Genomic DNA, 17,069 nt, shown 5'->3' with positions numbered 1-17,069 from the left:
GGTGCCTTCGAATGGACTGAACGGAATCGCCGACGATTCGATCCTTCCGGAGAATCGTTTTCACTGAAGCTCGCAGGGTGCCGACGAGCTCGACGGAACCGAATGTCGGCTCACTCCAGAACCGGTGAGAGGCGACCCTCGGTTCCCCCCAGAACCGTGATGAGTAGCTTTGCAATGCATCGAGCAGACGGAGCGTAACCCGCTCCGCAGGGCCGATCAACGGTTCACCGACTCGCCGTCGAAGTTTGTGAATAACCTACAAACCCGTGACGGTCGTCCGACTCACGACGTTCTCCGCTCCCCCGAGTCCGCCCCAGGACCGTGCCCTCGACCGAACGCGTTTCGATCGCCCGCCCAGCGGGCACGCTTCAGCACGGCAGAACGCGGCGGAGCCTGGCGAGGTGGAGGGTCGACGATGACGGTCGGGACCGATGCGCACGGCGAACCCCTCACCGACGCTGAGCTGCGGAGTCTCCACCGCTGGTGGCAGGCCGCCAACTACCTCTCGGCCGGACAGATCTACCTGATGGACAACCCGTTGCTGCGGGAGCCGCTCCGTCCCGAGCACATCAAGCCCCGGCTGCTCGGCCACTGGGGGACCACTCCCGGCCTGACGTTCGTATACGCCCACCTGAACCGAGCGATCATGCGGCGGAAACTGGAGATGATGTACGTGACGGGCCCCGGCCACGGCGGCCCCGGCATGGTCGCGGCCTCCTGGCTGGAGGGCACCTACGGCGAGGTCTACCCGGATGTCGGCCAAGACCTGGCCGGACTTCGTAGACTGTTCACCCAGTTCTCGTTCCCCGGCGGCATTCCCAGCCACGCCGCGCCGGAGACGCCCGGTTCGATCAACGAGGGCGGCGAACTGGGCTACTCGCTGGCTCACGCCTACGGCGCGGCCTTCGACAACCCGCAGCTGACGGTGGCGTGTGTGATCGGCGACGGCGAGGCCGAGACCGGGCCGCTGGCGACCGCGTGGCACTCGACCAGGTTCCTCGATCCCGTTCGCGACGGGGCGGTGCTGCCGATCCTGCACCTCAACGGATTCAAGATCGCGAGTCCCACGGTGCTCGCCCGCATCCCGGAGGAGGAGCTGCGGTCACTGCTGCGCGGCTACGGACACGAACCGTGGTTCGTCAGCGGCCGTGATCCCGTGGCGATGCACCATGGCTTCGCGCGGGCCCTCGACGCCTGCCTCGACGACATCGCCGCCATCCAGGTCCGCGCACGCGGCCGAGGCGCGACGGAGCGGCCCCGTTGGCCGATGATCGTGTTGCGAACGCCGAAGGGGTGGACCGGCCCCGCCGAACTGCACGGCAAGCCGGTGGAGGGCTCCTGGCGCTCTCATCAGGTTCCGCTGCCCGCGCCGAGGGAGGACCCGGAGCAGCTCCGGCAGCTGGAGGCCTGGCTGCGGAGCTACGACCCGGCCACGCTCTTCGAGCCCGACGGCGCCCCGGTTCCCGACATCCGGGAGCTGCATCCCCGAGGCGCACGGCGAATGAGCGCGAGCCCCCATGCCGACGGGGGCCTGCTGCTGCGCGCCCTGCGGCTGCCCGACTTCCGCGACTACGGGGTGCGGGTGGAGCGCGCCGGCGGCGCCAAGGCGTCCGCGACCGGCGTGCTCGGCGAATTTCTGCGGGACGTGCTGCGGGAGAATCGGAACGAGGGGATCTTCCGGATGTTCTCGCCGGACGAGAACAACTCGAATCGGCTCGGCGCGGTGCTGGAGGCCACCGGACGCGCCTGGATGGCCGAGGCGGACGCGGACGACGACGCGGCGCTGGTCCCGGACGGCAGGCTGATGGAGATGCTCTCCGAGCACACCTGCCAGGGCTGGTTGGAGGGCTATCTGCTCACCGGGAGGCACGGTCTCTTCTCGTGTTATGAGGCCTTCGTGCACATCGTCGACTCGATGTTCAATCAGCACGCCAAGTGGCTGAAGGTCTCCCGCGAGCTGCCGTGGCGCAGGCCGGTCGCCTCCCTCAACTACCTGTTGACCTCACACGTCTGGCAGCAGGACCACAACGGCTTCTCCCACCAGGACCCCGGCTTCATCGATCACGTCATGAACAAGAAGGCCGAGATCGTCCGGGTCTACCTGCCGCCGGACGCCAACACCCTGCTGTCGGTGGTCGATCACTGCCTGCGCAGCAGGAACTATGTGAACGTCGTCGTGGCGGGCAAGCAGCCCGAGGACCAGTACCTGGACATCGAGGCGGCGGAGACGCACTGCACCAGGGGGATCGGAATCTGGGACTGGGCCAGCAACGATCAGGAGGGCGACGTCGACGCGGTGCTCGGCTGCGCCGGAGACGTGCCGACCAAGGAGGTCCTCGCCGCGGTGAGCCTGCTCCGGAGAAGTCTGCCGGAGCTACGGCTTCGCGTGGTCAACGTGGTGGACCTGATGCGGCTGCAGGACGAGCGACAGCATCCGCACGGGTTGTCCGACGTCGAGTTCGACGCGCTTTTCACCACCGACCGACCGGTGATCTTCGCGTACCACGGGTACCCGTGGCTCATCCACCGACTGACGTACCGGCGGACCAATCACGAGAACATCCACGTGCGCGGCTACAACGAGGAGGGCACCACCACGACGCCCTTCGACATGCGCGTGCTGAACGGGATCGACCGCTTCCATCTCGCGATCGACGTGATCGACCGGGTGCCCCGCCTCGGCCCGACGGCCGCCTACGCCCGCCAGGAGTTCCAGGACGCCCTGCTCCGGCATCGCAGGCACGTGACGACCCACGGCGAGGACCTGCCCGAGGTGCGTGACTGGTCGTGGCCGTCGTGGACCAGGACGAGCTGACCGCCTTACCGGCGATCGGACTTCGGATGCCGACGCGACTCGATCGCTCCGCCTGTTCAGCACTCCCCGTCCCCGAGGCGCCCGCTGTTCACGAGGCGCTCTCCGCCTCCTAGGCCGCCTCGGCCGGTTCCGTCGAGGGCGAGGAGACGGCGGGCGCGGCACCGCCCACGCATCCGCCGCGGAGCGAGCCGCGAGAACGGTCCACGCCCACGCCGCTCGATCCCGAGGCAGTCGCTTATCCTCCTACCCCATGTCCGAGGTCGATCTTCCCCACGCCGAGTTCGCCTTTCCCGGCCCGCTGCGCGACCGTCTGGTGGCGGCGATCCAGGACGGACGCAAGACCACCACCACGGCGCTGCTCGTCGAGTTCGAGCACGCCGACGAGCCGTTGCCCCGGCCGGGAGACCGTGAACTGCTCATCGACTCGGCCGGTGCACCCGCCGGAGTCATCGAACTGCTCGAGGTGCGGTGCCTCCGGCTGGCGGACGTGGACCTGGCGCATGCGGTCGACGAGGGCGAAGGCCACGCGTCGGTGGCCGACTGGCGGACCGACCACGAGGAGTTCTGGCAGGGCGCGGACCTGCGGGCCCATCTCGGCGACCCAGAGTTCACGGTCGACGACGACACGATGGTCGTCGCTCAGCGATTCCGCTTCCTCCCCACGCGGCCGAATGCGTGAAATCCTCCAGGCGGCACCGCCGTCCGGCCTAGAGTGAAGGTCATGTCCGCAGAACAGCACGCAGGCAGCACCACCCCGACGCACTCCCCTGCCGCGGACGACCTCGCGGGCAGCCTGGCCGCACGCCGCAGCCTCGGCGCCGACGCCGAGGACGCGGTCATCGCGTCGTTCCTCGAACGCACCGGGGAGTCGATCGACCGGCGGGTCGAGGAACGGGTCGCGGCGGAACTGGCCGCCCGCAACGACAAGACCGTGATCGAACGGTCGGATCGCCGACGCAAGGACAGCCAGTCGCTGGCTCTGGCGATCACGTCGCTCGCTCTCGCCGTCCCCATCACCATTCTCGCGCCGGTGGGAGCCGGGACGCTGGTGGTCGTCTGGCTGGCCATCGTCGCCGTGAACATCGCCTTCCGAACGATGTGACCACGAAGCCACACCGACCGGCCTGACGCGGCGACCCGGTGTGGAGGCGGGCGACCGTACCGGCGAGGCTCGAACAGGCCCGCGTACCGCACGGCCCTTCGGCGACCCACGTCGCCGCCCGACCCCGCCGCCGAGAGCCTCCGAGGCAGCGTCGACGACCCGGCGGATCGTGTCGTGGGCGCGACATCCGCCGAGACAGGCGGCACGTCCTCGCTCTGCGCGGTCGGCGAACCGCGGGGCCCGTCGTCAGCGCGGATAGCATCGCAGTTCCTCCGCCCGCACCGTCGCCCACAATCGCGCACCCGCCGCGATGTCGAGTTCGGCCAGCGCCGCCGGGGGCAGGTCCGCCGCGATCCCCGCCCGTCCGGCCAGCCGAACGCGGACGCCGGTGCCGCCCGCACCGATCTCGGCGACGGTGACCGGTCTGCCGTCGGGAACGGCCGTGGGATGCAGGGTCACCGCTGTCGGGGGAAAGGCGACGAGGACAGGCCCGGTCTCGGTCGGCCCCTCGCGTGGCGTCAGGCCGCCGAACCCCTCGATCTCGACCGCCCCGCCGCGCACGACTCCCCGGCACAGGTTCAGCCCGACCAAGGCCGCGACGTAGTCGGTCCGAGGGCGTGTGGCGACCTCGGCGGGCGTGCCGTCCTGGACCACCGATCCAGACTCCAGCACCACCAGCCTCGTCGCCAACGCCATCGCGTCCAGCGCGTCGTGGGTGACCAGTACCGCGCAGCCGTCGAAGTCGGCGAGCTGCCTGGCCAGCTCGGCGCGGACCGCGAGCCGGGAGCCTGCGTCCAGCGCCGCGGTCGGCTCGTCCAGCAGCAGCAGGGCGGGACGCACGGCCAGCGCCCTGGCGAGTGCCACGCGCTGGGCCTGACCGCCGGACAGCCGGGCAGGCGGTCGGTCCGCCAGCTCGGCGATGCCCAGCCTCTCCAACCACTCCATCGCCGACTCTCGCGCGACTCGTCGGCGCACGCCGTGCGCCCTCGGGCCGAAGGCGACGTTCTCCAGTGCGCTCAGATGTCCGAACAGGCGGTGGTCCTGGAAGACGACACCGAGCCGCCGCCGGTTCGGCGGGACGAAGCGGTCCGGCCTGCCCGGTTCGTCGAGCACCTCGCCCGCCAGGTCGATCCGCCCGTCGTCCAGCGGTCGCAGTCCCGCGAGTGCCCGCAACGCGGTGGTCTTGCCCGCTCCGTTGGGGCCCAGCAGAGCCACGACCTCGCCCGGTCGGATCCGGAGCTCCAAGTCGAGTCGGAATCCGGTGTCGCGGCGCACGATCAGCCGCGCGTCGAGAGTCATCGCAGGCCGCCCGTCCACCGTTCACGCAGCGACACCAGCACCAGCACGCAGACGGTCAGCAACAGCAGGCTCAGGACCACGGCGTCGTCCGGGCTGGTCTGGAGGGCCACGTAGACGGCCGAGGGCATGGTCTGGGTCTCGCCGGGAAGGCTGCCCGCGAAGGTGATGGTGGCGCCGAACTCGCCGAGCGCACGTGCCCAGCAGAGCACCGCCCCCGCGAGCACCCCCGGTGCGACCGAGGGGAGGGTGATCCGGCGGAAGACGAGTCGGCGGGAGGCCCCCAGGGTGGCCGCCGCCTCCTCGAACCGCCGGTCGGCGCCTCGGAGGGCTCCCTCCACCGAGAGCACCAGGAACGGCATCGCCACGAAGGCCTCCGCGAGCACGACCGCGAGGACGGTGAAGGGGATCGACACGCCGAACCAGGTGTGCAGGTGTTCGCCGACGAGCCCCCGCCGACCCAGGAACAACAGCAGCGCCACGCCCCCGACCACGGGCGGCAGGACCAGCGGCAGCGTGACCAGCGCACGCAGCACCCGACGGCCGGGGAACTCGGCTCTGGCCAGTATCCAGGCCAGCGGGACCCCCAGCAGGAGGCACAGCACGGTCGCCGCGGTCGCGCACCACAGCGAAAGCCGCAGGGCCGCGAAGACCTCCGGAGTCGCCAGTCGCGCGGGCAGCTCGGCCCACGGCGCCACGATCAGCAGGCCGATCAGCGGCCCGATCAGGAAGGCCACGGCGAGCCCGGCGGGCAGGATCAGCATCGGCGGGACACCGAGGACGGCGCGGGAGCGGCGGCGGACCCGCCTGGCCTCACCGTTCACGGCGGGCCGAAGCCGAGGTCGGCGAGCACCTCATGACCTGTCTCGGACCGCGCGAAGTCCAGGAACTCCCGAGCGAGCCGTGCCTGCGGCGAGTCCGCGACGACGGCGATCGGATAGTCGTTGACGACCTCGTCGGCCTCGGTGAAGTCGATGCCGCGCACGGTCTCCCCGGCCGAGTGGACGTCGGTGCGGTATACCAGGCCCGCGTCGGCCTCGCCGAGGACGACCTTGGTCAGCACCGCCTTGACGTCCTGTTCTCGGGTGTCGGGGGCGGGTTCGAATCCGGCGCGGTCGAAGGCCTCTTCGGCGGCGGCGCCGCACGGCACCTCGACCGCGCACAGCGCGATGGTGTTCCCGGGTGCCGCGAGATCGGCCAGGCGCGTCACGTTCGCCGGGTCGTCCGGCGGCACGGCGATCTGCAGTCGGTTCGTCGCGAAGACCACCGGTTCCGTCCCCGTCAGCCCCGCCTCGACGGCCCGGTCCATGGTCACGACGTCGGCGGTGGCCAGGACGTCGGCCGGGGCGCCGTGCTCGAGCTGCTGCACGAGGGTGCCGCTGCCCGCGAAGCTCGACCGGACCGACACACCGGGATTGGCCTCCTCGAACCGACGAGCCAGCTCGGTGAAGCCCTCGGTGAGCGAGGCGGCGGCGAAGACGGTCAGCTGCCTCGCGGGCACGCCGTCGGCGGGGGACCCCGACGAGGACCGGTCGGCGGCGGCGCCGTCGACGGACCCGGGCACGGCGCCGCAGCCCGCCGATCCCAGTACGCATAACCCGAGGGCGAGCCCGAACAGTGCCCGTGTCATCACGCCTCACCTCCGCGACATCGTCGGCGCGTACCGCGGTGAAGACGGAGATGCGGAGCCGCGCGCCGCGCCGAACCGCATCCTCGGCGATACGGGAGAGGATGTCCACTCCGGGGCGGTCGTCGGCCGCGACGGCACCCGCTGAGGCCGCCGCCGTGGAGCGGCAGGAGCCGCGGGCGCTCGGACCACCACACCTCCGACGCGAATTCAGTTGGTCGTGCCCCTCGGCACCGAGTAGGACAGGCCCATGACCCGAGACGACCTGAGCACCCGCACCCTGACCGACGACGACTTCGAACAGCTGGCCGCGGTGCTGTCCGGAGCATTCCTGCTGGAGGACCCGGAGCTCTGGGAGATCAACCGGCGATTCCTGGAGATCGACCGCGTCCACGGCGTGTTCGAGGGCACGGAACTCCTCGGCAGCGCCGCCGCGCTGACCAGATCGCTCACGCTGCCCGGCGGCGTCTCCGCCCCCGTCGCCGCGGTCACCTGGGTCGGGACCGCGCTCGGCCACCGCCGACGCGGCATCCTGAGCAGACTGATGACCGCGCAGCTCCACGGCCTGCACGAGTCGGGCGCGGAGCCGATCGCATGCCTGGGGGCCTCGGAGGGCGGCATCTACCGTCGATTCGGCTACGGCGTGTCCACCGAGTGGGCCGGGGTGACGGTGCCGGGCAAAGCCCCGTTCCGCCCGGAGGTGGATCTCGGAGAGGACCGGGTTCGTGAGACGTCCCGAGCCCAGGCTCTGCCGCTGATCGCCGCGATGTACGACCAGGGCGCGCGGCACACCGGATGGATGTCGCGTGCGGCGTCCCACTGGGACTTCGCCCTGGCCGACACGCAGGCGACGCGGAGCAGGGGCGGAAGCAGGCTGCACTTCGCCCTGCATCCCGAGGGCTACGCGGTCTATCGCGTGCACCCCGGCGGCACCTTCTCGGCGCCGGAGTATCAGCTCCACGTCCTCGAACTGTTCTCGACCAGCCCGGTCGGCCACGCCGCGCTGTGGCGTTACCTGCTCGACGTCGACTGGATCAGCGAAGTCCGCTACCCGAAGTGTCCGACGACGGACCCGCTCTTCAGTCTGCTGGCCGATCGGCGCCAGGCGGCGAGCAGGCCCGTGGACGCCCTGTGGGTGCGGCTGGTGGACGTCGACCGGGCGCTGGCCGCCCGCCGGTACTCCGCGCCGCTGGACGTCGTGCTGGAAGTACTCGATCCGCGCTGCCCGTGGAATGACGGGCGCCTGCGGCTGCGCGTCGACGAGGCCGGGGCGGCCACGGCGGCGGCCACCTCGGAACCGGCCGACCTGACGATCGGGATCGCCGATCTGGGCGCCGTCTTCCTCGGAGCCGCTCGGCTGAGCACGCTCGCCGCGAGCGGGCTCGTCTCGGAACACCGCGCGGGCGCGGTCGCCGAGGCGTCCCGGGCGTTCCTGACCGATCCGGTGCCCTATTGCACCGTCGACTTCTGACGGCGGCTCCGGCGCACCGCCCGTCCGGAGGGGTCTCCGGACGGGGCCGCCCCGTCGTCTCCACAATGGAGTCCACAGTGGTCGATGCCGGCCCGCTGACGGCCCGATCCCCGTCCCGGCACCGGCTTTCCGGCTAGATCGACTCGGTCGGGGCCTTGACTCGGACGACACCGGCAACCGGTAACGTCTGAATCGTCGGGTTCGCGGCACAGCCGCACCGAGAACAGGAGGATTCCGTGGGCACCGCAATCGTTCTGATCGTCCTTGCGATCGTGGTCGTCGGTGGGGCGGTGGTGTTCGCACAACGACGCGCGAAGCAGCGCCAGCAGGAATTGGACGACGCGAAGGCCGACGCCCGCCGTTGGGTCGAGCGCCTCGGCGGCCAGGTGATCAACCTCACCGGCACGAACGACGCCTCGAAGCAGGCCCTCGCCGATGCCTCCGAGCGCTACACGGCCGCAGGCTCGCAGATGGAGCAGGCCAACACCGCGGAGCAGTGCAACCTCGTCACGCAGACGGCGATGGAAGGCCTGTACTACGTGCGGGCCGCGCGCAGCGCGATGGGCATCGACCCCGGACCCGAGCTGCCCGACCTCTTCGGTCAGACGCGGGCAGGCAAGGTCACCGAGGAGCGCGAGGTCGAGTTCGAGGGCAGGCAGATGGTCGCCTCCCCGGAGCCGAACCAGCACGCCTCCCACTACTACCCCGGCGGCGAGGTCGCGGGCAGGCCGGTGCCGCAGGGCTGGTACAGCGAGCCGTGGTGGAAGCCCGCGTTGGTGGCGGGCGCCTGGGGCCTCGGTTCTGCGCTGCTGTTCAGTGCCATGTTCTCCGGCATGTCCGGGGTGCCCACCGACGTCTATGGCGACGGCTATCAGGACGGTTTCGAGGCGGGTCAGGAACAGGCCGAGGCTGATGCCGAGGCCGACGCCGGTGGCGACGACTTCGGTGGCGGGGACGACTTCGGCGGCGGCGACATGGACTTCGGCGACTTCTGATCCGTGCCGTCGGCCCGCGGGCCCCGAGGCCGGCCGACGACGAACGAGCTACGACGCGATGACCGACGATGCCGTGTCACCCTGGGTCTCACCGGGTGACACGGCATTCGCCGTCGCATGGTCGGAGTCGAGCACCGCTCCCGGCTTGAGCGGTGAGCGCCGCGCCGGGCAGGACGCGCGACGTGCCGCCGTCAGACACCCGCCGGGTCGGTGTGTGGTCCCCTCCACGCCCGACTTCGATCGAGGCCTCGGCACACGTCCGATGCCTGCTCTACGCCACCCGAAACGCACGGCGGGCGAGACACCCGACTCGCGGCGGGACTCTCGGGGCACGTCACGCGGAGGACTCTCGCGGCGGGGACTCACACCGCAGGCCGGGACCACGGCTCGCGGCCGTCTCCGATTCCACTCCGCCGGTCCCGCCGATCGTGACGCGAGCCCGAGCCGGAAGGCAGGCGCCCTGCCGACGGACACGACCACGGCGGCACGCCGACCATGGCTGAGCCGGAAGGCAGCGACAGCCGAACACGGCGGACCGGACCCGCCGTCGGTCCGAGGCGACCGCTGCCACGACATCCGACGGCCCGACGAGACCCGTGGTCGCCGCCGCGGGTCGAGCAGGCCTGCGGCGCGGCCTCGGTCAACCTGCCTGACAGTGTGGACACCAGTACAGCCTGCGGCCCTGCAGGTCCCGCATCAGCACGGTCTCACCGCAGATCAGGCAGGGCATCCCCGCCCGGCGATAGACGTAGACCTCCCCGCCGTGGCGATCCCGTCTCGGCTCCCTTCCCATGACGTGGGGATCGTGCTCTGGACGCACGGTGTCGATCCGCCCGGTGCGGACGCCCTCTTCCATGAGCAGCACGAGATCCGCCCAGATCGCATCCCAGTCCTGCCTGCTCAGGCGCGACCCGGCGAGCATCGGCGGCACTCCGTGTCGGAACAGCACCTCGGCGCGGTAGACGTTCCCCGCGCCCGCGAGAACGGACTGGTCCAGCAACAGAGCCGCGATCGAGGAACGCGAGCGCGAGACGCGAGACCAGGCCGCTTCCGGATCGGCGTCCGGCCGCAACGGGTCCGGTCCCAGTCTCGCCCGCAACGCCGCGACCTCGGGGGCGAGGAGTATTCGACAGGCCGTGGGCCCACGCAGGTCGCTGAAGTGGTCCGCACCGATCATCCGCATCCGGACCTGTCCTGTCGGCTCGGCCACCGGCAGCGGCTGCTCGACGAACGTGCCGTACAGCCCGAGGTGGACGTGCACGGTCAGGCCGTTCTCGTAGTGATGCAGCAGATGCTTCCCATGCGCCTGCGCCTCACCGAGGATCACTCCGTCGAGGCGGGCGGCCTCGGCCGCGAAGCGACCCTGGGGGCTGCTCACCCGCACGGGTGCGCCTGCGAAGAGCCGTTGATGCAGCCGGGCGAGACGATGCAGGGTGTGTCCTTCCGGCATCAGCCGATCATCCACCACAGCACTACCGACACGATGACGTACCCCGACAGCACGCACGCCGCCACGGCGCCCGCATCACGGAGGGCGAGACGGAGGCCGATCGTACGGCCTCCTCGAGCTCGCGATCGTCCCAACAGGACGGCCAGCAGCACAGCCACCAGAACCGATGCCACTCCCGCGACGAACAGCATCACCCCGATGCCGAGCGCACAGTCCGGTGCCCCGCAGACGTTCTCGACCCCGTCCGCCATCGCGGGCACCAACGCCGACTGGCCGTAGTAGAGCAGGACGACGCCGAGAACGGTCGCTGGGACCGCCAGAAGCGGGACCAGCCAGTGGTGCACCGGACGATCGGGAAGGGCCATCGACTCAGCCGGTCGGCATCGGCGGCGGCGTGCCGGTGGCCTCGTACTCCGCGATCAGACCGATCCGCCGAGCGTGACGCTCCTCGGCGGAGAAGCTCGCGTCGAGGAAGGTCGTGACGATCTCGATCGCCTCCTGGCTGGTGTGCATCCGAGCACCGATGCCGATGAGCTGGGCGTCGTTGTGGTTTCGCGCCAGCCGCGCGGTCTCCGGGCTCCACGCCAGCGCCACTCGGGCGCCGGGAACCTTGTTCGCCGCGATCTGCTCGCCGTTGCCCGAGCCGCCGATCACCACGCCGAGGCTGCCGTCGTCGGCGACCACTCGCCGCGCCGCCTCGATGCAGAAGGCCGGGTAGTCGTCCTCGGCGTCATAAGCGTGGGGACCGACGTCGACGACGTCGTGGCCGAGACCGCGAAGACTGTCGGCGAGCTCGATCTTGAGTTGAAACCCTGCATGGTCGGCACCGAGATAGACACGCACGCCCGGCAGTCTGCCATGGCCGCCGCGGCGGAGGCGACGAGCGAGAGCTCCGGCGGCCCGCCTCGGCCGCATCGGTCCTGGCGCGTCACCGAAAACCGATCTTGGATGGCGGCATGACCACAGAGCACGTCCTCCGGCAGGAACACCACCGGATCCGATCGGGCTGGGGAGAAGCGGGGCTCGCCGCCCTCGCCGACGACTGCGCGGTGGTGATCGTCGTCGACGTGCTGTCGTTCAGCACGGCCGTCGACGTCGCGCTCGGACGCGGGGCGCGCGTGCTGCCCCTTCGGTGGCGGGACGAACGAGCCGCCGAGGCGGCGGCGGCCGCGGGCGCCACCCTCGCAGGCCCCCGGGGCGGTGCGGGCTGGTCGCTGAGTCCGACGTCCCTGCACGATCTCCCCGCCGGTCGCCTGCTCGCACTGCCCTCTCCCAACGGCGCCACGTTGTGTGCGGCGGCGGCGACCCGGCGGGTGGAGGTGCTCGTCGGCTGCCTGCGCAACGCGAGCGCGACGGCACACCGGGCCCTGGAGTCCGCGAACGGGGCTCCGATCGCGGTGATCGCCGCGGGCGAGCGCTGGGGGGTGGACGACGGGCCGCTGCGAGTGGCCGTGGAGGACCTGCTGGGCGCGGGAGCGGTGATCGCGGCCCTGAGCGGGGGCACCACCGCAGGCTGTTCTCCCGAGGCGGCGGTGGCCGAGGCGTCCTTCCTGGGCTGCCGCGATCGGCTGGGCGCGCTGATCGCGGACTGCACGTCCGGCCGTGAGCTGCGGGACGGCGGCTACGCCGCCGACGTGGAACAGGCGAGCCGCCTGGACGTCAGCCGATGCGCTCCGCGACTCGTGGACGGCGTCCTGGTCCACCCGGCGACGTCGACCTGACCTCGCAGCTCCCGATGCGCGGTGCGCCGATCGTGCGGCCCGACCACGGCCGGGACGTGTCGCCTCCGCCGTACGGGGCGACGGCAGACTTGACGGCGTCACGAGACGGCAGCCCGCCGATCCACGGCGCGGCAGCACCGAAGCCTCGCCAGGACGCGCCCGAGGACGACCAGAGGAGAAGTCATGAGCCAACCTCCGCCCGCCGATCCCGCCGCCTGGTGGAGCGAGATCGCCGCTGGAGTGCTGGTGCGGCGGCATCGCGAGCTGGACCTGTCGACCGGCCTGATCATCGGCAGCCGGTCGTGCCTGGTCGTCGACACCTGCGGTGATCACCGCCAGGGCACGGCGCTGGCGGCGGCGATCCGGGAACGGACGTCGCTGCCGTGGATCGTCGTCTACACCCACGCGCACTTCGATCACTGCTTCGGCACCGAGCCCTTCCTGCCCTGCCCCGTCTGGGCGCATGCCGGACTGCCCGCGGTGCTGACGGCGACCGCGTCGAGACAACGCGACGAGTGGGCCGCCCGCTATCGCGAGCAGGGCAGGCCCGACCTGGCCGATGATCTCGCCGCCTCCTCCGCCGTGCCGCCGGATCACACGGTGGGTGAGCGCGTCGAACTCGATCTCGGCGGCCGCACGGCCGTGCTCGAACACCTCGGTCGGGGACACACCGACCATGACCTGATCGTCAGCGTGCCGGACGTCGACGTGGTCTTCACCGGAGACCTGATCGAGCAGGGCGCGCCGCCCGCGGTCGAGGACTCGTTCCCCCGCGAGTGGGCGGACCTCGCCACGGCTCTCGCGCGACGCGGGACGGCAGGCACCCGCTTCGTTCCCGGACACGGCCATCCGGTGGACACCGCGTTCGTCCGAACACAGGCGGCCGGACTGCGCACTCTGGTGGAACAGGCCGAGGCGCTCGGGGGAGTCTCGGACGCGTCCGGCGAAGAACCGACCCACCCGTTCGGCGCAGCGGTCGTCCGTGCCGCGGCGGCACGCCTGGCCTGACCAGGACGATCCCCGCCGAGTCCCACCACGTGATCAAGTTGAGGATGCAACGAGGCGGCGGAGTGTCGGGCGGATATCGTGAGCGGGTCGGCAGGCGGGCCGCTCAGCCGACGTCGACCGGGGCCGGGCACCGCAGCCCGCCGGACAGTCGCTGCCCACCACGAATGCGAGGAGGTCCCGATGCAGGGCGACCGGCGACCTCCACACGTGCCACCGCCCGACCCGCCGTCTCCTTCATCGCCGTCTCCCCCGCCGCCACCGCCGTCCTCGCCGCCGCGGCAGGCACACCAGCCCCGACCTGACGGCCTCCACTCGTCGATCAGACGTGACGAGCTCGCCGAGGCCTTGGAGCACGGACCGTTCAGCGACGCGCTCCGCCTCGCGATCGAGGTGAGCGGCCTGAGCCTGGACCGGCTGCAACGACGGCTGGCCGACCGGGGAGTACGAGTCAGCCTCACCACGCTCAGCTACTGGCGCCACGGCCGCAGCCGGCCGGAACGGCCCGACTCGCTGCGCGGAGTACGCATCCTGGAAGACGTGCTCGGTCTTCCGGAGAAGTCGCTCACCGGCCTGCTCGGCCCCCGGCGCCCCCGGGGACGCTGGGTCACCCGAAGCCACGGAACGGTCGATCTCGATCAGCTCTGGACGGACCCCGACACCGTCCGAGAACTGCGGGCGCACATCGACGTCCCGCCGCCCCATCAGCTCAGCCCGCTCAGCGTTCAGGACATCGTGCTCGTCGGGCCACAGCGCGACGAAGAGGCCGTCCGCACCAGGATGGTCGTGGAGGCGGCGGTGGACGACGTGTCTCGCAGCTTCCTGGTCTATCGCACGGAACCGGAGCGCTCCGTCGCGATCACCGCCACCCGCTACTGCGCGCTGGGCGAGGTCGTGCACGACCCGAGCGGCTTCATGGTCGCCGAACTCGTACTCGACCGGGTGCTCGCGGCGGGCGAGGCCACCATCTTCGAGTACGAGGTGACCGGCCCGCCCGGCGAACCCGTGTTGTTCCACGATCGCCGCTTCGCGATGCCCACCCGCCAGTACGTGCTCCAGGTCGGATTTCGACCGGAGGCGCTGCCCGTCCGCTGCCTGCGGTACCACCGGCCCAACGCCGACGCCCCGGAGCAGGGAGTGCGTGAGGTCGCGCTCGGCGCGTCGCACACCGCGCACGTCATCGAACTCGACGTCGCCCCCGGCATCTACGGCATGCGCTGGGACTGGCCGGACTGACACCCGCGACGAGGCGGGCTCATACCTGAATCGACTTGACCTCGAGGAACTCCTCCAGTCCGAAGCGACCGAGTTCGCGCCCCACTCCGGACCGTCGGTAACCGCCGAACGGCGCCATCGGATTGAAGGCCGCGCCGTTGACGTCGACCTGGCCGGTGCGCATCCGCCCCGCCACCGCGAGCGCACGGTCCTGATCCGCGGAGAACACCGCGCCGGACAGCCCGTAGTCGGTGGAGTTGGCGATCTCGACGGCCTCGTCCTCGTCGCGGTACGGCATGATCACCAGCGCCGGACCGAAGATCTCCTCACGCGCGATGGTCATCTCGGGCCGAACCTCGGCGAACACGGTGGGCCGCACGTAGAAGCCCCGATCGAGGTGTTCGGGCGTCTCGGCGCCGCCCACGACGAGCCGGGCGCCCGACGCCACACCGTCCCGGAGATACGCGAGCACCCGATCCCGTTGCGTCGCCGAGGCCAGCGGCCCGATGCGGGTGGCCGGGTCCGTCGGGTCGCCCGGCGTGTAGCGGGCGGCGGCGGCCGCGGCCAGGGACACCGCCTGATCGTGCAGCGTCTCGGGGACCAGCATCCGTGACCAGGCCGTACAGGTCTGCCCCGCATTGATGAAGCAGTTGGCCAGGCCGATCTTCACCGCCTTGGTGAGGTCGGCGTCGTCCAGGATGACGTTCGCCGACTTGCCACCCAGTTCGAGGGCCGTCTTCTTGATCGTCCCGGCCGCCAGCGCGGCGACCCGGGCACCCGCCGCGACGGAGCCGGTGAACGAGACCATGTCGACCAGCGGATGGGTGACGAGAGCCTCGCCCACCACCGGCCCCGTGCCGTGGACGATGTTGACGACGCCCGGCGGAATCCCCGCGGCGGCGACGATCTCGGCGAAGATCCCGGCGGACAGCGGCGCGATCTCACTCGGCTTGATCACGACCGTGCAGCCCGCGGCCAACGCGGGCGCGACCTTCGCCACCAGCTGGTGCAGCGGATAGTTCCACGGCGTGATGCAGCCGACGACCCCGACCGGCTCCCGGACGATGCGCGAGTTGCCGATCTCCTCGCCGAACGCGTAACCGGACTCCAGCAGGTCGGCCACGGCCGCCGACGTCGCCACCGGCAGGCGGGCCTGAACCTTCGTGGCGAAGGAGATCGGCGAGCCCATCTCGGCGGTGATGGTGGCGGCGAGATCGTCGCCACGAGCCGCCAGTCCCTCGGAGATCCGCCGCACGGCCGCCGCCCGTTCGGCGACGGAGACGGCCGCCCAGCCGGGCCACGCGGCCGCGGCGGCGCGAACGGCCGCGTCGACGTCGTCGACGGCCCCGGCCGGGACCGAGGCGATGACCTGCTCGGTGGCGGGATTGACGACCTCGATCCGCTCGGCGCCGTCGATCACCACCCGTCCGCCGATCAGATGACCGGTGCGAGCGGTTGCCGGAGCCGCCATGGGTCCTCCCCGAGTTGTCCGCGGTCGGTGCGTCGACATCGAGCCTGGCATATCCGGCCGCCGTGACGCACCCCTCCTCGGCGGTCTCGTGCCGGGGGCGGGGTGCATCGGGACTCAGGTGAAGTCGAGCTCGCCCGTCCTGGTCCGCTTCAATTCGAAGAAGTACGGGTAGTCGGCCAGCATTCTGGCCCCGTCGAAGACCCGGCCCGCCTCCTCGCCCCGCGGAATCCGCGTCAGCACCGGGCCGAAGAAGGCGGTGCCGTCGATGTGGATCGTGGGGGTTCCCACGTCCTCGCCGACCGGGTCCATGCCCTCATGGTGGCTGGCCCGGAGTCGTTCGTCATAGGCGGTCGAATCGGCCGCCTCGATCAGCTCGGCGGGCAGGCCGACCGCCGCGAGCCCCTGAGCGACGGCGGCGGAGTAGTCCTTCTGCTGCTCGACGTGGATCGACGTGCCGACGGCCGTGTAGTACGCGGCGAGCGCCTCCGGGCCGTGCTGCTGCTGCACCGCGATCGCGACGCGCACCGGGCCCCATGCCCGGTCCATCAGAGCCTGGTAGCTCTCGGACAGCTCCCGGCCCTCGTTGAGGACGGACAGGCTCATCACCCGGAATCGCAGGTCGATGTCCCGCACCTTCTCGACCTCGAGAATCCACCGCGACGTGATCCACGCGAAGGGACACAGCGGGTCGAACCAGAAGTCCACCGTGGTCCCTGCCGTGTTCGTGCTCGAGTTCTGCGGCATGCAGCGTCTCCTCAGAAGAAATTCAGTCTGCCTGTCACCCGTCAAGGTGCACGTGAACCACAACCATGGGGCCTCCGGCGGAATTCCCGACGGAGCCGACCCAGTCGGTCGACTGCCTCGGCCCCGCCGGACGTGATTGGATGCCAGCGACCTGCCC

General features: G+C 71.2%; 16 protein-coding genes. 8 read left to right on the top strand and 8 right to left on the bottom strand.

Translation table 11 applies throughout. The annotated features are described in order from the left end of the window. Positions 1 to 415 precede the first annotated feature (415 nt). From AHOG_RS07570 to AHOG_RS07560, 3 genes are all read left to right on the top strand, one after another. Positions 416 to 2,815 carry a phosphoketolase family protein gene (locus AHOG_RS07570; RefSeq protein WP_093940708.1) on the top strand — a complete coding sequence of 800 codons (2,400 nt, stop codon included), beginning with the start codon at positions 416 to 418 and terminating at the stop codon, positions 2,813 to 2,815. Between the two features lie 250 nt (positions 2,816 to 3,065). Beyond that, the gene (locus AHOG_RS07565; RefSeq protein ID WP_093940707.1) at positions 3,066 to 3,494 is read left to right on the top strand and encodes an ASCH domain-containing protein; all 429 of its coding nucleotides are present in this window, start codon (positions 3,066 to 3,068) and stop codon (positions 3,492 to 3,494) included. 42 nt (positions 3,495 to 3,536) lie between these two features. Next, on the top strand, positions 3,537 to 3,917 hold the full coding sequence (locus AHOG_RS07560; RefSeq protein WP_157736701.1) for a hypothetical protein: 381 nt from the start codon (positions 3,537 to 3,539) through the stop codon (positions 3,915 to 3,917). Between the two features lie 246 nt (positions 3,918 to 4,163). Here the strand turns inward: AHOG_RS07560 and AHOG_RS07555 are convergent, their stop codons facing one another. The 3 genes from AHOG_RS07555 to modA are packed head-to-tail and all read right to left on the bottom strand — an operon-like array spanning position 4,164 to position 6,843. Then, positions 4,164 to 5,216: an ABC transporter ATP-binding protein gene (locus AHOG_RS07555; RefSeq protein ID WP_093940705.1), complete on the bottom strand. Its 1,053-nt coding sequence runs from the start codon at positions 5,214 to 5,216 to the stop codon at positions 4,164 to 4,166. Further along, positions 5,213 to 5,977 (bottom strand): ABC transporter permease, encoded by a 765-nt coding sequence (locus tag AHOG_RS07550; RefSeq protein WP_093944256.1) that lies wholly within the window; start codon positions 5,975 to 5,977, stop codon positions 5,213 to 5,215. The genes AHOG_RS07555 and AHOG_RS07550 overlap by 4 nt, the downstream gene beginning before the upstream one ends. Before the next feature lie 56 nt (positions 5,978 to 6,033). Then, on the bottom strand, positions 6,034 to 6,843 hold the full coding sequence (gene modA, locus AHOG_RS07545; RefSeq protein WP_093940704.1) for a molybdate ABC transporter substrate-binding protein: 810 nt from the start codon (positions 6,841 to 6,843) through the stop codon (positions 6,034 to 6,036). A 247-nt stretch (positions 6,844 to 7,090) separates the two neighbouring features. Here modA and AHOG_RS07540 point away from each other — a divergent pair, with 247 nt between their 5' ends. Together AHOG_RS07540 and AHOG_RS07535 are read left to right on the top strand one after the other, a co-directional pair. Then, a complete protein-coding gene (locus tag AHOG_RS07540) occupies positions 7,091 to 8,311 on the top strand; it encodes a GNAT family N-acetyltransferase (RefSeq protein ID WP_093940703.1) in 1,221 nt (406 codons plus the stop codon). Positions 8,312 to 8,547: 236 nt separating this feature from the next. Further along, complete coding sequence (locus tag AHOG_RS07535; RefSeq protein WP_093940702.1) at positions 8,548 to 9,306, top strand: hypothetical protein; 759 nt, start codon at positions 8,548 to 8,550, stop codon at positions 9,304 to 9,306. Positions 9,307 to 9,946: 640 nt separating this feature from the next. Here AHOG_RS07535 and AHOG_RS07530 read toward each other — a convergent pair. Genes AHOG_RS07530 through AHOG_RS07520 form a run of 3 tightly spaced genes read right to left on the bottom strand, consistent with a single transcriptional unit; the run spans position 9,947 to position 11,599 of the window. After that, entirely contained in the window at positions 9,947 to 10,756 is an 810-nt protein-coding gene (locus AHOG_RS07530; protein ID WP_093944255.1) for an Fpg/Nei family DNA glycosylase, read from the bottom strand. Beyond that, positions 10,756 to 11,121: a hypothetical protein gene (locus AHOG_RS07525; protein ID WP_093940701.1), complete on the bottom strand. Its 366-nt coding sequence runs from the start codon at positions 11,119 to 11,121 to the stop codon at positions 10,756 to 10,758. Before AHOG_RS07525 ends, AHOG_RS07530 begins: the two co-directional genes overlap by 1 nt. Before the next feature lie 4 nt (positions 11,122 to 11,125). Next, positions 11,126 to 11,599 (bottom strand): ribose-5-phosphate isomerase, encoded by a 474-nt coding sequence (locus AHOG_RS07520; protein ID WP_093944254.1) that lies wholly within the window; start codon positions 11,597 to 11,599, stop codon positions 11,126 to 11,128. Positions 11,600 to 11,712: 113 nt separating this feature from the next. Between AHOG_RS07520 and AHOG_RS07515 the strand changes: the two genes are divergently transcribed. The 3 genes from AHOG_RS07515 to AHOG_RS07505 all read left to right on the top strand — a co-directional run bounded on the left by AHOG_RS07515 (position 11,713) and on the right by AHOG_RS07505 (position 14,718). Further along, positions 11,713 to 12,477: a 2-phosphosulfolactate phosphatase gene (locus tag AHOG_RS07515; protein WP_093940700.1), complete on the top strand. Its 765-nt coding sequence runs from the start codon at positions 11,713 to 11,715 to the stop codon at positions 12,475 to 12,477. Positions 12,478 to 12,660: 183 nt separating this feature from the next. Beyond that, the gene (locus tag AHOG_RS07510; protein ID WP_093940699.1) at positions 12,661 to 13,485 is read left to right on the top strand and encodes an MBL fold metallo-hydrolase; all 825 of its coding nucleotides are present in this window, start codon (positions 12,661 to 12,663) and stop codon (positions 13,483 to 13,485) included. A 345-nt stretch (positions 13,486 to 13,830) separates the two neighbouring features. Continuing rightward, positions 13,831 to 14,718 carry a hypothetical protein gene (locus AHOG_RS07505; RefSeq protein WP_093940698.1) on the top strand — a complete coding sequence of 296 codons (888 nt, stop codon included), beginning with the start codon at positions 13,831 to 13,833 and terminating at the stop codon, positions 14,716 to 14,718. A gap of 19 nt (positions 14,719 to 14,737) precedes the next feature. Here the strand turns inward: AHOG_RS07505 and AHOG_RS07500 are convergent, their stop codons facing one another. Both AHOG_RS07500 and AHOG_RS07495 read right to left on the bottom strand, forming a co-directional pair. Beyond that, entirely contained in the window at positions 14,738 to 16,168 is a 1,431-nt protein-coding gene (locus AHOG_RS07500; RefSeq protein WP_093940697.1) for an aldehyde dehydrogenase family protein, read from the bottom strand. A 114-nt stretch (positions 16,169 to 16,282) separates the two neighbouring features. Beyond that, positions 16,283 to 16,912, bottom strand: a complete 630-nt coding sequence (locus AHOG_RS07495; protein WP_093940696.1) for a mycothiol-dependent nitroreductase Rv2466c family protein — start codon at positions 16,910 to 16,912, stop codon at positions 16,283 to 16,285. Positions 16,913 to 17,069 lie beyond the last annotated feature (157 nt).

This window comes from Actinoalloteichus hoggarensis (assembly GCF_002234535.1).
Classification (GTDB): domain Bacteria; phylum Actinomycetota; class Actinomycetes; order Mycobacteriales; family Pseudonocardiaceae; genus Actinoalloteichus_A; species Actinoalloteichus_A hoggarensis.
Note: the sequence above shows the minus strand (reverse complement) of the source record. Positions and strands in the feature narration are given on the sequence as shown.